This is a genomic window from Myxococcus sp. CA039A (assembly GCF_013336645.1).
Lineage (GTDB): Bacteria > Myxococcota > Myxococcia > Myxococcales > Myxococcaceae > Myxococcus > Myxococcus llanfairpwllgwyngyllgogerychwyrndrobwllllantysiliogogogochensis.
This window is the reverse complement of record NZ_JABUMQ010000034.1, coordinates 37,809-50,849: the sequence shown is the minus strand read 5'-3', so window position 1 is coordinate 50,849 and position 13,041 is coordinate 37,809. Positions and strand designations below refer to the sequence as shown.

Below are 13,041 nucleotides of genomic sequence, written 5' to 3'. Positions count from 1 at the left end.
GGGTGGGGGCGCTCGGAGCAGCCACGGTGGGGTGGGCCGGCAGCGCCATCACCTCCACGCGCACCTGGTCCTCCTGCACGGTGGCTCCCGGGGTGCCCACGCGAGCGCGGGCGAGGAAGCGGCCAGTGGACGGCTCGATGCGGTCGAGGAACGGCTGCGGCATCAGGCCCATCACTCCGACGAGGATGATGAAGGGCAGCACCGTGAGCATCTCCCGCAGGTTCATGTCGGTCAGGTGCTGGTTCTCGCGGTGCGTGAGGCCGCCGAAGAACACCTTCTGCACCATCCACAGCATGTACGCGGCGCCCAGGATGACGCCCAGCGTGGCGAACGCGCCGAACACCATCGTCAGGTGAGGGTTGCCGGCGGCCGCGCCCAGGTCCGACTTGAATGTGCCCAGCAGGACGAGGAACTCACCGATGAAGCCGTTGGTGCCCGGCACCGCCACCGACGAGAAGGTGATGATGACGAAGGCCACCGTGAACACCGGCATGACCTTGGCGATGCCGCCGAAGTCCGCCATCAGTCGCGTGTGGCGCCGCTCGTAGAGGAAGCCGAACAGGAGGAACAGCGCGCCCGTGGAGATGCCGTGGTTGAGCATCTGGTACGCGCTGCCCGTGGCGCCCTCCGCCGTCAGGGCGAAGATGCCCAGCATGCAGTAGCCCAGGTGGCTCACGGACGAGTAGGCAATCAGCTTCTTGATGTCCCGCTGCGCCAGACACATCAGCGCGCCGTACACGATGCCGATGACGGCCAGCGTCGCCAGGAAGGGCCGGGCGTTCTGCGCGGCCACCGGGAAGAACGGAATCGCGTACCGCCAGAAGCCGAACGTGCCCATCTTCAGCATGACGCCGGCCAGAATCATGGAGCCGGCCACCGGCGCCTGCACGTGCGCGTCCGGCAACCACGTGTGCACCGGCCACATGGGCACCTTGATGGCGAACGCCAGCGCGAAGGCGGCGAAGAGCCACGGGCCATAGGTGTGCAGCGTCGCGGCCAGTCCCGTGAGCGAGTCACACGCTCCGGGGGGTCCCGCGTTGCAGGCGGACAGCTGCCGGTTCGCGTCCAGCAGGCCGTTGTACAGGGTGGAGTAGTCGAACGAGCGCGCGCCCGCGGGCGAGCTGATGAAGTACACGGCGATGAGCGCCACCAGCATCAGCAGCGAGCCGACCAGCGTGTAGAGGAAGAACTTCACCGCCGCCATCTGGCGGTCCTCGGCGCCCCACACACCCACCAGGAGGTACATGGGGATGAGCATGGCCTCGAAGAAGATGTAGAAGAGCAGCACGTCCAGCGACACCAGCGCGCCCAGCATCGTCGTCTGGAGCACCAGCAGCGCCAGGTGGAACTCCTTGATGCGGTGGCTGATGTACGTGGTGGAGGCCATCACCACCAGCGGGCCCAGGAACACCGTGAGCAGGAGCAGGCTCACCGCCAGGCCATCCACGCCCAGGTGGTAGCTGAGCCCGAACTCCTTGAACCAGGACACCCGGTACTCGAGCTGGAACTCCGGGCCGCCCGGCTCGAAGCGCATGTACGCCCACACGCCGAACACGAGGTCCACCAGCATGGCGATGAGCGTGACGGTGCGAATCTGTCCCGACTCGCCCGCCGGCAGCATCAACACCAGCACCGCGAAGATGAAGGGCAGGAAGACGACGAGGTTGAGCAGGTGGGTGTCGAAGAAGCTCATTGCAGCACCTGGATGAGGGCGTAGGCGACTCCGCCCAGCAGGGCGAGGGCCATCACTGCGGCGTAGGCCTGGGCGTCGCCCGACTGGACGTAGCGCAGCGCGCTGCCCACTCGCGCCGTCACCCACGCCGTGCCGCGGACCGCCACGGTGTCGATGAGGAGCGCGTCCACCACGCGGAAGAGGATGAAGCTCATGAACTTCACCGGCCGGATGATGGCCAGCTCGTACAGCTCATCCACGTAGAACTTGTTCTGCGCCGTGCGGCGCACCGCCCGGGCGAACGCGGGAACCGGCTGGCCCACGCGCGCCGGGAAGAAGCGCAGGTACAGGAAGCCCGCCAGCGCGCCGCCAGAGACGGCGACGAGCCACGCGAAGACGTAGTCGCCCATGGCGGGGACGCTGGTGTCCAGCTCCACCGTCTTGCCCGACGCCACGATGCGGTTCATCGCCGCGAACACCGGGCTCAGGAAGTTCTCGAACACCGGCTGAGGCCGGCCGTCGCCCGGCGCCTTCATCAGCGGCCACGCGTACACCGCGGACACCACGCTGAGCACCGCCAGCACCACCAGGGGCAGCGTCATCTGCCACGCGCTCTCGTGAGCGTGCGCCAGCTTCGCCTCCTTGGAGCGCTGACCCTCGAAGGTCAGCAGGTACACGCGCGTCATGTAGAACGCGGTGCAGGCGGCGATGAGCAGGCCCAGGTAGTAGACGACGCTGGACACCCAGTGCAGCCCTTCCAGGTGGTTGTGATGCACGCCGTGGAAGATGGCGTCCTTCGAGAAGAAGCCGGACAGCGGGATGATGCCGGTGATGGCCAGCGTGGCGACGAAGAACGTGCCCCACGTCCACTTCATCTCGTGGCGCAGGCCGCCCAGCTTCTTGATGTCCGTCTCGTCCCCGTTGCCGTGCATCACGCTGCCGGCGCCCAGGAAGAGGCAGGCCTTGAAGAACGCGTGCGTGACGAGGTGGAGCACCGCCGCCCAGAACACGCCCATGCCCACGCCCATGAACATGATGCCCAGCTGGGACACCGTGGAGTAGGCGAGCACCTTCTTGATGTCGTCCTGCGCGAAGGCGATGAGCGCCGCGAGCAGCGAGGTCAGCGCGCCGATGATGGCCACCGTGGCCATGGCCGTGGGGCTGAGCACCAGCAGCGCGGACATGCGGCTGAACAGGTAGATGCCGGCGGTGACCATCGTCGCCGCGTGGATGAGGGCGGAGACGGGCGTCGGGCCCGCCATCGCGTCCGGCAGCCACACGTAGAGGGGCAACTGCGCGCTCTTGCCCGCGGCTCCCAGCAGGAACAGCAGCATCGCCGCCGTCATCACCCCGCCGAACGTGTAGCCCTCCAACGGGCCCGCGGCGATGGGGGTGGACAGCGTCACCTTGCCGCCGCCCTCGGGCAGCGCCTCGGCCATCTTCTGCAGGCCCAGGAAGGTGACGGGGCCCTTGTCCTGGAGCGCGGACGCGTAGCGCTGGCTGCTGCTGCCCGCCACCGTGTAGTCGCGCTCGTCGGCCTGCTTGTTGAAGGCGCCCACCAGGAGCACCATCAGGAACGTGGCGATGAGGAACGCGAAGTCACCGATGCGGTTGGTGACGAACGCCTTGCGGCCCGCCCACGCCTTGGCCGGGTCCGTGTACCAGAAGCCGATGAGCAGGTAGCTGGCCATGCCCACGCCTTCCCAGCCCACGAAGAGCAGGACCAGGTTGTCGGCCAGCACCAGCGTCAGCATCGCCGCGACGAACAGGTTCAGGTACGCGAAGTACCGCCAGTAGGACTCGTCGTGCTCCATGTAGCTGGTGGAGTACAGGTGGATGAGGAACCCGACGCCGGTGATGACCAGCAGCAGGGTGCCCGACAGGTGGTCCACCATCAGCCCGAAGTTCACCCGGAAGTCGCCCACGGCGAACCAGGTGCCGTAGTCGTGCGCCAGGGCGTAGCGCACGTAGTCGCGCTCGTTGCCGAACGGGTTCACGAGGAAGGACAGGAGCCGGCGGGTCTCCGGGTCCGTGGCGCTGGTGGCCCAGAAGGCCAGCACGCTGAGCACGAACGCGCCGCCCACCGCCGAGCAGGCGACCAGGTTCACGTTGGCCCGGCCCAGCATCTTGCCGAACACGCCGCAGATGAACGCGCCGAGCAGCGGCAGGGCGATGATGAGCCACAGGGAGGGCGCCATCACGTCGGGAGCGACGGGCGCCGTCGTCAGGAATTGCGAGAGGGTCATGACAGGGCTCCTGGCGGGTCCGTCAGTGCTTCATGGTCCGGATGTCTTCCACCAGGACGCTGCCTCGGCTCCGGAAGACGGCGATGACGATGGCGAGGCCAATGGCCGCTTCCGCCGCCGCGACGGCGATGACGAAGAAGGCGGAGACATGGCCAACGCTGTCTCCGTGCATTCGGGCGAACGCGAGGAAGGTCAGGTTCGCGGCGTTGAGCATCAGCTCCACGCACATGAAGATGACCAGCGCGTTGCGGCGCACCATCACGCCAAACATGCCCATGCAGAACAGGGCGGCGGCAAGCAGGAGGTAGTAGGAGATGGGGACCATGGGCCGATTCGGGGCCTCGCGGGCGACGACCTGCGCCGCCATCTAGCACAGAAAGTTGGGGGGAGTCGGCAGCGATCAGATTCGCGACTTGGCCACCACCACGGCGCCCACCATGGCCACCAGCAGCAGCAAGCTCACCGCTTCGAAGGGAAGCAGCCACTGGGTGAAGATGACCTGACCCAGGGTCGCCATGGTGCCGAAGGTCGCCTGCCCCTCCAGGCCCAGCGAGGGAGGCGGCCCGGAAGGCAGCTTCGACAGGGCGATGCCCAGCACCACCAGCAGGCCCACCGTGGAGGCGCCACCCACGATTCGCGCCAGCGTGGGCCGGCCCCGCGTGGGGGACTCGCCCAGGTTGAGCAGCATGATGACGAAGAGGAAGAGCACCATGATGGCGCCCGCGTAGACGAGCACCTGGAGCACCGCCACCGTGTGCGCCCAGAGCAGGATGTACAGGCCCGCCAGGAAGAAGAAGGTGGAGACCAGGGCCATGGCGGAGTTGATGGGGCTCCGCGCGAAGATGACCGTCCCGGCCGACAGCAGCGTCAGGAGCGCGAACGCCCCGAAGAGGATGAGCTCGATGTTCAAGACCAGTCTCCGAACGAACCCCAGGGCTTGTCGCCGAACGGGCAGCGGTGCTCGCGGATGTGGGCCTCGAACTCGTCCTTGTACCGCATCAGGAACGAGTGCGTGGGCAGCGCCGCCGCGTCACCCAGCGCGCAGATGGTGTTGCCCAGGCCGATGGGCGGGTAGGGGGCAATCGAGGACGCCACGTTGGACAGCATCTCGATGTCGCCCGGCTCGCCGCGGCCCTCTTCAATCTTGCGCAGAAGCCGCGTCTGCCACGGCGTGCCCTCGCGGCACGGCGTGCACTGGCCGCAGGACTCCTCCGCGTAGAAGCGCGCCACGCGCCACAGGCTGCGCACCATGCAGGTGGAGTCGTCCATGACGATGACGCCGCCGGAGCCCGCCATGGTCTGCTTGACCTTGAGGGCCTCGAACTCCATGGCCACGTCCAGCTCGTCCGCGCCCAGCACCGGCGCCGAGGACCCGCCCGGAATCACGGCCTTCACCTTGCGACCCGCCGGCAGACCCCGGCCGAACTTGTCGTCGTAGATGAGCTCCGCGAGCGTGGTGAACATGGACACTTCGTAGACGCCGGGGCGGTTCACGGAGCCCGACAGGCAGACCAGGCGCGTGCCGCCCGACTTGTCCGTGCCCAGCTTCGCGTACCAGTCCGAGCCCCCCGTGAAGACGTGCGGCACGCTGGCGAGCGTCTCCACGTTGTTCACCACCGTGGGGCTGCCGAACAGGCCGACCACCGCGGGGAAGGGGGGCTTCAAGCGCGGCCAGCCCTTCTTGCCTTCCAGGCTCTCCAGGAGGGCCGTCTCCTCACCGCAGATGTAGGCGCCAGCGCCACGGACCAGGTAGCAGTTGAGCTCGAAGTCCTTGCCCAGCATCTTCTTGCCGAAGATGCCCGCCTTGTAGGCCTCGTCGATGGCCGCCTGGCAGCGCTCCGCGGGGAACTTGAACTCGCCGCGCAGGTACACGTAGCAGGTGTGCACGCCCAGCGCGTACGACGCGATGGCGATGCCCTCCAGCATCATGTGCGGGTCGTCTTCCAGGATGTAGCGGTCCTTGAAGGTGCCCGGCTCGGACTCGTCGCCGTTGACGGCCAGGTACTTGGGCTTGGGGCTGTCCTTGGGGACGAAGCTCCACTTTAGGCCCGTGGGGAAGCCGGCGCCGCCGCGCCCTCGGAGGTTGGACTTCTTCACCTCGTCGATGATGGCCGCCGGCTGCATCTCCAGCGCCTTCTTGAGGCCCTCGTAGCCACCGCGCTTCTTGTAACTGTCCAGGGTCCAGGACTGCGGCTTGCCCCAGGCCGCCGAGATGATCGGGTCGATCGTCTTTGCCGTAGCGGTCATGTGATGACGTCCTACCGGAGTAAAAGGGGTGGGCTCAGCTCAGCTTGGCCAGGATGGCGTCCAGCTTGGCGCGGGTGAGGCTCTCGTGATGATCCTCGTTGATCTGCAGGCACGGTGCGGTGCCGCAGGAGGCCAGGCACTCGGTCTCGCGCAAGGTGAACTTCTCGTTGGCTTCACCTGCCTTGAGGCCGAGCTTCTCCTCCAGGTAGGCGAGCATCTTCTCCGCTCCCCAGAGCGAGCAGGACAGGTTCGTGCAGACGTCGATGACGTACTTGCCCGGCTTCTTCAGGTGGTACATCACGTAGAAGCTGGCGACCTCGTAGGCGCGCTCCGGCGTGACTTCCAGGCTCTTGGCGACCAGCCGCAGTCCCTCGGGCGGCAACCAGCCCTTGATCTCCTGGAGCACGCGCAGCGCCGGGAGCATGCCCGCGCTTTTGCGATCAGGGGGGTAGTGGGAGATGATCTCCGCGATACCCGCGTCGAACTTCTTCTGCTCTTCAGGAGTGAACAGGGGCTCCGCCATGGCGGGGGGCTACGTATTGCTCCCATGGCCGCGTTGTCAACATAAACCCTCGACGGTACACTGGGCCGCCATCAGCAAATTGCCGAGCGATTTCAACCCCTTGTTATGACCCCGGGCCCAGAGAACAAGCGCCAGCACCCCCGGATCCCGGCCGTGCTGAAGGTGGAGTACGCGGACGGACGCCATGCGCGTGACGTCACGGAGAACCTGTCCCATGCGGGGCTCTTCGTGCAGACCGAGCAGGCCTTCACATTGGGGGAGGACGTCCGGCTCGCACTTTCTTTCCCGGGACTGCTGGATCCGGTAGAAGTCAGCGGCATCGTGGCCTGGGTCAGGCCGGCGAGCTTCGATCAGCCCGGAGGTGTCGGCGTCCGAGTGGAGCGCGCAGAAGACCGGCGGAGACTGGGTGACATCTTGAGTGCGGCAGGTCCAGACAGCCAGGAGTCCACCGGCGAGCACGAGGGGTACCGTGTGCTCATCGTCGAGGACAACCCGCACATCATCGAGATGTACAGCTACGTCCTGAAGAAGCTGGCCAGCGGGGAGCTGCACGGGAAGGTGCCCCTGGAGGTCCACTTCGCGCCGGACGGTCACCACGCGCTCCTGATGCTGCGCGAGGGCCGCTTCAGCCTCGTGATGACGGACCTGTACATGCCGGTGATGGACGGCTTCGCCCTGGTGGAGCGCATCCGCGAGGAAGAAGCGCTCCGGGCCATCCCCGTCATCGCCATCTCCGCGGGCGGCAAGGAAGCCCAGGACCGCGCCCTGCAGCTCGGCGTCGACATCTACCTGCGCAAGCCGGTGAAGTTCGTCGAGGTGCTGGAGACGGTGAAGCAGCTCTTGCGCATCAAGTAGCCGCCCCCCGGGTTCTGGCAGTCCCACGTTGAGTGAGGACGGGGGGACGTCGTAGAGTCGCCCACCCATGCCGAAGGCCGCCATCAACCGCGACGCCGTCAGTGGCGAGGCGCTGTTCATCCTCCGTAACCTGAGGGAGAACGGCCGACTTGGACGCTCGAACAAGCTGGCCGATGTGAAGGCCGCTCTCGAACCGTCCGTCTCGCTCGAGTTCGACAACTACTTCTTCTTCCTGCGCAAGTTCCACTACATCGCCATGGACCGCGAGGCCCAGCTCAAGCTCACCGACCAGGGTGAGCGCGTGGCGGGCGGGGAACTTGGGGACAAGTTCTCCACGGAGGTGGGCGAGTTCTTCGCCGAGCAGCTCGCCTCCGCCGAGGACGAGCCGCCGGTGGCCCAGGGCACCGAGGAGCCCATGCAGCTGCCGCCGCCCCCGCCAGAGCTGCTGCTGGACGAGGCGGAGGTGGTGCCCACCGGGGCCACGCAAATCGCGCCGCCTCCCTCGCCTCCGTCCATGGCGCCCATGCGGGCCGCGCGCTCGGCCATGCCCGCGCTGGAGTTGACGCCCCCGCCGGGGGCGGCGCAGGTGCCGTCGTCCGTCGGCTCGCCTTCGCCCGTGGCGCTCATCACCCCCGCGGTCCCTGAGCCTCGCCGGGAGACGTCCATCGGCCCCGCTCCCGTCGCTCCCGCGCCGCTGCCCTTCGCTCCTCCTGCGTCGTCCGTTTCCTCCATGCCCCCTCCCGCCGCCACTCCTGTCGCCGCCGCGCCCGTCGCTTCCAAGGGCACCGAGCTGGACCTGCGCTACCAGAAGTTCGACCCCATTGGCACGGGCCCCCTGGGCACCGTCTTCAAGGGGCGCTTCACGGCGCTCGGGCTGGACATCTGCCTGAAGGAGCTCAAGGACATCTTCGGCTACTTCTCCTTCCTGCAGCGCGGGGAGGTGCTCAAGCGGCTGAAGAAGGAGCTGTGCGCGCAGGCCCAGGTGCGCCACCCCGGCATCGTCCAGGTGGTGGATCAGAACGTGGACGCGAGCCGGCCCTACTTCGTGCTGGAGTTGATGAACGGCAGCCTGAAGGAGCGGCTGGAGGCGGGCGGTGGCAGCGGCGTGCCGGTGCCCTTCGCGCTGCGCACCTTCCTGCAGATGGCTTACGGCCTGCGCGCCGCGCACGCCACGGGCCTGACGCACCACAACCTCAAGCCGGAGAACGTCCTCTTCGACGCGTACGGCAACGCGAAGCTCGCCGACTTCGGCCTGGGCCGCGTGGTGGAGGTGGACTCCACCAAGGGCATGCCCCAGGTCTTCGTGGGCACCGGCGGAATGCCCTACATGGCCCCGGAGCTGATGAACCGCGGCGCCAAGGAGCCGGGCCCGTCCGCGGACGTCTACGGGCTGGGCATCCTGCTCTACGAGATGCTCACCGGGCAGATTCCCGGCCGCCGCTCGCCCCTGCCCTCGGAGGTGAATCCCGAGGCGCCCAGCGGCCTGGACCAGCTCTTCGACAAGGCCACCCAGGACAAGCGCGAGCAGCGCTACCCGGACGTGGATGCGATGCTCGAGGACTTCTACAAGGCCTTCCCGGACAAGGAGTTCCTCGTCCGGGGCGACCTCGTCCTCTCCTCGGACGCGCCGCAGCCGTGATTCACCGGTGGGCGCGGGCCGCATGAGGCCCGCCCCGCCCGCGCGCGGTCGTGGCATCGTCCGGGGGACATGACCCCGACTTCTTCCGGCTGCGTGCTCGTCACCGTCACGGGCAAGGACCACCCTGGCATCACCGCCCGCCTCACCGGCCTGCTCGCGGAGGCGGGCGCGGAGCTGCTCGACGTGGAGCAGGTGGTGGTGCAGGGCCGCCTCACGCTCTGCCTGCTGGTGCGCCTGCCCGACGCGCGCGGCATCCCCAGCGCGCTGCTCTTCGCCGCCCGGGAGCTGGGCGTGGACCTGGACTTCCAGGCGGTGGAATCGCCGGACGCGAGCGCCCCCGCGAAGTCCGCGCCCGCGCGCTACGTCGTCACGGCGGTGGGCCGCGCGCTGGGCGCCCGCGAGCTGCATGCGCTGTCCTCGCACCTGGCGGGGCAGGGCGCGAACCTGGAGCGCATCGTCCGGCTGACACACACGCACCTGGGCTCGGTGGAGCTGCACGTCACCCTGCCGGACTCCGTGGAGCCGGAGGCGCTGAAGCGCTCCCTGCTGGCGCTGTCCATGCGCGACAACACCTTCGACGTGGCGTTGCAGCGCGAGAGCCTGTTTCGCCGCAGCAAGAGGATGGTGGTGATGGACATGGACTCCACGCTCATCCGCATCGAGGTCATCGACGAGCTGGCGCGCGCGCACGGCGTGGGCGAGCAGGTGTCGCGCATCACCGAGCGCGCCATGCACGGGGAGATGGACTACGACGAGTCGCTGCGCCAGCGCGTGGCGCTGCTGGCGGGGCTGGACGTGGCCGTGCTGCACCAGCTCGCGGCGAACCTGCCGCTGACGGAGGGCGCACAGACGCTGGTGCGCGTGCTGAGGCGCCTGGGCTACCGCACCGCGGTCATCAGCGGAGGCTTCTCCGTGGCCGCCGAGGCGCTCAAGGCGCGCCTGGGCATCGACCATGCCTTCTCCAACGTGCTGGAGGAGGAGGGCGGGAAGCTCACCGGGCGCACCGTGGGGCCCATCGTCAACGCGCTCCGCAAGGCGGAACTGCTGGAGCAACTGGCGAAAGAGGAGGGCATCCTGCTCGAGCAGGTCATCGCGGTGGGCGATGGCGCCAATGACCTGCTGATGCTGGAGCGCGCGGGGCTGGGCATCGCCTTCCGCGCCAAACCCCGGCTGCGCGAGGCGGCTGATACCTCCATCTCCGCCGGCGGCCTGGACGCCATCCTCTACCTCTTGGGGCTCACCGGTCGCGAGCTCGAGGAAGCGGGCTGACGACTACAGCCGCATCTTCGCGGCCAGCTCCCGCTGCTGCAGCTTGCCCTTCTCCAGCAGCAGCTCCAGCAGGGCGCGCAGAATCTTGGAGCTCTTCTCCTGGTTCTGCTGGAGCGTCTGCAGGCGCTGCAGGTCCTCGTCCGTCCACTCGGAGGCCGGGACGCCGCCGGCCAGGATTTCATCCAGGATGTCCGCCGCGCTGGAGGAGCCATTGGCCACGGGCGGTGCGGGCTTGTCCGCGGCACGGGGCGCCGCGGGCGCGGTGGCGGGAGAGCCCGGCGGGACGATGTCGGCGATTCGCTTCACCACCGTGTTGCCGCTCATGTCGACGACCTTGAATTCGTCCTCCTCCTGCTGCTCCTCGTCGACGGTGGAGGGCGTGTTGGCGGACTGGCTGCGCGACGGCGCGAAGCGGCTGCTCGCCACCGGCTCCTGGTTCCGGTAGTGCCGCAGGATGGCGTGCTCGATTTCGCGCTCGCCCGCCACCATGGGCACCACGCGAGCGCGGCTGCGGGCCGCCACCTGGTCCAGCGTGGCCAGGTCCGTGGGGTCCGCCATCGCCAGCACCAGCGTCTTGCCGTTGTCCTTGAGCGACACGGGGAAGACCGCCTTCTGCTCGGCCAGGCTCACCTCCACGCGAGCCAGCGCGCTCGCGTCGCGGCTGATGTTGCCCAACTGCACCCGCTGCATCCCCAGGCCCTGGCAGATGGCCTCCGTGACGATGTCCTCGCTGGCCAGCCCCAGGTCCGCCACCACGCGCGACAGCCGCCCGCCCCACTGGTCCAGGGTGGCCATGGCGCTGCGCAGCTGGAGGTCGTCGATGACGCGGGCCTTGACGAGGATGTCACCAATACGATTGCGGGAAGGAGAAGCCATGGCTCGGGAGTCTACCGTCTGAATGCGCGGACGCTCAGTCCGCGACGCAATCGCCCGCTTCGAGGGCGAGGAGGCACCACCATGCAGCCCTTCGCGGAAACCGCCATCCAGCAGTGCCCCTACTGCGGCGAGGAGGTGGAGGTCGACGTGGACCCCATCGGCGCCAGCGCGGAGCACTACATCGAGGACTGCCCCGTGTGCTGCCGTCCCTGGACGGTGCACGTCGCCCGTGACGAGGAGGCCGTCTCCGTGTCCCTGGGCCGCGAGGACGACTGACGCCGCGGTACCCGTCCTGGAAGGCGCCTTCCCGGTGCACAGGAGGGCAGGCAGGCGGGCTTGTGGGGACGGGCGCGGCGGGGCCGGGAGCGTTGCTTGACACGCCCCGGAGCATGGTTCTCTTGAGTCTTGTGAGGCGGCGCTGGAGTGGAGCCCCGATGGGGCCCCCGAGGCGACCGCCGACTACGACAACGTCTGTGATTCACACACCGTGCACCCTGCCCAGGGTGGCACGCACAGGAGAAGACCATGCAAAGCCGAAACCCGTTCAACTCCGCCGTGGTGGTGAACCCCCTGATGCGCGACTTCGATGCGCTCTTCCGTGAGCTGGGGCAGCCGGGCTTGTTCCGTCAGTCCGCGCGGAGCACCGAGCGCGCTCCCGCGGCCGACATCCTCGAGTCCGAGGCCGGCGTCACGTTGCACCTCGACATCCCTGGCGTGGACGTGAAGGACATCCAGGTGACGGTGGAGCGCGACGTGCTCACCGTGAAGGCCGAACGCAAGGCGCAGCCGCTCGCCGAAGGCGTCAGCGTGCGTCGTCAGGAGCGCGGCCAGGGCAGCTTCACGCGCTCGTTCTCCCTTCCGGAGACCGTGGACGCCACCCAGGTGGAGGCGCGCTACGAGCAAGGCGTGCTGACGCTGACGCTGCCTCGGCGCGAGGAGTCCAAGCCCCGAGTCATCGAGGTCAAGGTCCAGAGCTGAACCGCGCGCACACCCCTCCTGGGAGGCCGCTGTCCGCCGAAAACGGCGCGGCTTCCTGCTGACTTCACCCCTGTCGAGGGCTTCCGCGAGGGGGTGGCGGAAGCCCTCCGCGCTTCAGCGCTTGGCGCTGAGCGAGATGGGCACGCGGAACAGCTCCAGCACCTGCTGTACATCCAGCGGCTTGGCGAGGCACGCGAGCGCACCGGCCTGCTTCGACTGCTCCACCACATCGGCGGTGTGCACGGACGTCATCGTGATGAGACGCACGCCCTCCATCTGCTTGCGCTGACGAATACGACGGCACACCTCCAGGCCATCGATGTCCGGCATGTTGAGGTCGATGATCATGCCGTGCGGCTTCTGCTCGGACACCAGCAGCAGCGCCTCCACGCCACTGGTCGTCGTCTGCAACTCCACCTGCGCCGCGAACGGCTTGAACGCGCGCTTGATGGCGTCCAGCACCGCGCGCTCGTCGTCCACCACCAACAGGCGCACCGTGCCGCTGCCCAACTCCTCCGGCACCGGCATCTGGTGGGTGATGAGGAACGTGCGCAGGTCCGCCGACCGCACCCGGCGGTGACCGCCCGGCGTCCTGAAAGCCATCAGGATGCCCCGGTCAATCCACTTGCTCACCGTGGACGGATCCACCTGAAGCAAGCGACTGATGTCGTGCGTCGTGTAGAGCTGGTCCGTCATCGCCGTACTCCCCTCTTGCTGCATCATTCCGCTGCCCATG

Annotated in this window: 13 protein-coding genes; 5 read left to right on the top strand and 8 right to left on the bottom strand. The window is 68.2% G+C overall.

Annotation, left to right across the window (positions count from 1 at the left end):
* From HR086_RS08350 to nuoE, 6 genes are all read right to left on the bottom strand, one after another.
* Window positions 1–1,693 (bottom strand): NuoM family protein (locus HR086_RS08350; protein WP_174465318.1); only part of this gene is annotated, 1,693 nt, incomplete at its 3' end.
* Window positions 1,690–3,918: an NADH-quinone oxidoreductase subunit L gene (gene nuoL, locus HR086_RS08345; protein WP_141643159.1), complete on the bottom strand. Its 2,229-nt coding sequence runs from the start codon at window positions 3,916–3,918 to the stop codon at window positions 1,690–1,692. The genes HR086_RS08350 and nuoL, both read right to left, overlap by 4 nt.
* A gap of 22 nt (window positions 3,919–3,940) precedes the next feature.
* A complete protein-coding gene (gene nuoK, locus HR086_RS08340) occupies window positions 3,941–4,243 on the bottom strand; it encodes an NADH-quinone oxidoreductase subunit NuoK (RefSeq protein WP_141643162.1) in 303 nt (100 codons plus the stop codon).
* Between the two features lie 75 nt (window positions 4,244–4,318).
* A complete protein-coding gene (locus HR086_RS08335; RefSeq protein ID WP_141643158.1) occupies window positions 4,319–4,828 on the bottom strand; it encodes an NADH-quinone oxidoreductase subunit J in 510 nt (169 codons plus the stop codon).
* A complete protein-coding gene (nuoF, locus tag HR086_RS08330) occupies window positions 4,825–6,165 on the bottom strand; it encodes an NADH-quinone oxidoreductase subunit NuoF (RefSeq protein ID WP_174454580.1) in 1,341 nt (446 codons plus the stop codon). Before nuoF ends, HR086_RS08335 begins: the two co-directional genes overlap by 4 nt.
* 34 nt (window positions 6,166–6,199) lie before the next feature.
* Entirely contained in the window at window positions 6,200–6,688 is a 489-nt protein-coding gene (gene nuoE, locus HR086_RS08325) for an NAD(P)H-dependent oxidoreductase subunit E (RefSeq protein WP_141643156.1), read from the bottom strand.
* A gap of 105 nt (window positions 6,689–6,793) precedes the next feature.
* Between nuoE and HR086_RS08320 the strand changes: the two genes are divergently transcribed.
* The 3 genes from HR086_RS08320 to serB all read left to right on the top strand — a co-directional run bounded on the left by HR086_RS08320 (window position 6,794) and on the right by serB (window position 10,451).
* Window positions 6,794–7,543 carry a TIGR02266 family protein gene (locus HR086_RS08320; protein ID WP_141643155.1) on the top strand — a complete coding sequence of 250 codons (750 nt, stop codon included), beginning with the start codon at window positions 6,794–6,796 and terminating at the stop codon, window positions 7,541–7,543.
* A 67-nt stretch (window positions 7,544–7,610) separates the two neighbouring features.
* Window positions 7,611–9,182, top strand: coding sequence for a serine/threonine-protein kinase (locus HR086_RS08315; RefSeq protein ID WP_174454581.1), 1,572 nt, complete (start codon window positions 7,611–7,613; stop codon window positions 9,180–9,182).
* Between the two features lie 69 nt (window positions 9,183–9,251).
* On the top strand, window positions 9,252–10,451 hold the full coding sequence (gene serB, locus HR086_RS08310; RefSeq protein WP_174465317.1) for a phosphoserine phosphatase SerB: 1,200 nt from the start codon (window positions 9,252–9,254) through the stop codon (window positions 10,449–10,451).
* Window positions 10,452–10,454: 3 nt separating this feature from the next.
* On the opposite strand, the gene HR086_RS08305 is transcribed toward serB, so the two are convergent.
* Window positions 10,455–11,327, bottom strand: coding sequence for a general secretion pathway protein GspE (locus tag HR086_RS08305; protein ID WP_174465316.1), 873 nt, complete (start codon window positions 11,325–11,327; stop codon window positions 10,455–10,457).
* Window positions 11,328–11,408: 81 nt separating this feature from the next.
* Between HR086_RS08305 and HR086_RS08300 the strand changes: the two genes are divergently transcribed.
* Window positions 11,409–11,603: a CPXCG motif-containing cysteine-rich protein gene (locus HR086_RS08300; protein WP_141643151.1), complete on the top strand. Its 195-nt coding sequence runs from the start codon at window positions 11,409–11,411 to the stop codon at window positions 11,601–11,603.
* Window positions 11,604–11,852: 249 nt separating this feature from the next.
* On the top strand, window positions 11,853–12,305 hold the full coding sequence (locus tag HR086_RS08295) for an Hsp20/alpha crystallin family protein (RefSeq protein WP_141643150.1): 453 nt from the start codon (window positions 11,853–11,855) through the stop codon (window positions 12,303–12,305).
* A 114-nt stretch (window positions 12,306–12,419) separates the two neighbouring features.
* Here the strand turns inward: HR086_RS08295 and HR086_RS08290 are convergent, their stop codons facing one another.
* Window positions 12,420–13,040: a response regulator gene (locus HR086_RS08290; protein ID WP_015346747.1), complete on the bottom strand. Its 621-nt coding sequence runs from the start codon at window positions 13,038–13,040 to the stop codon at window positions 12,420–12,422.
* Between the last annotated feature and the right edge of the window lies 1 nt (window position 13,041).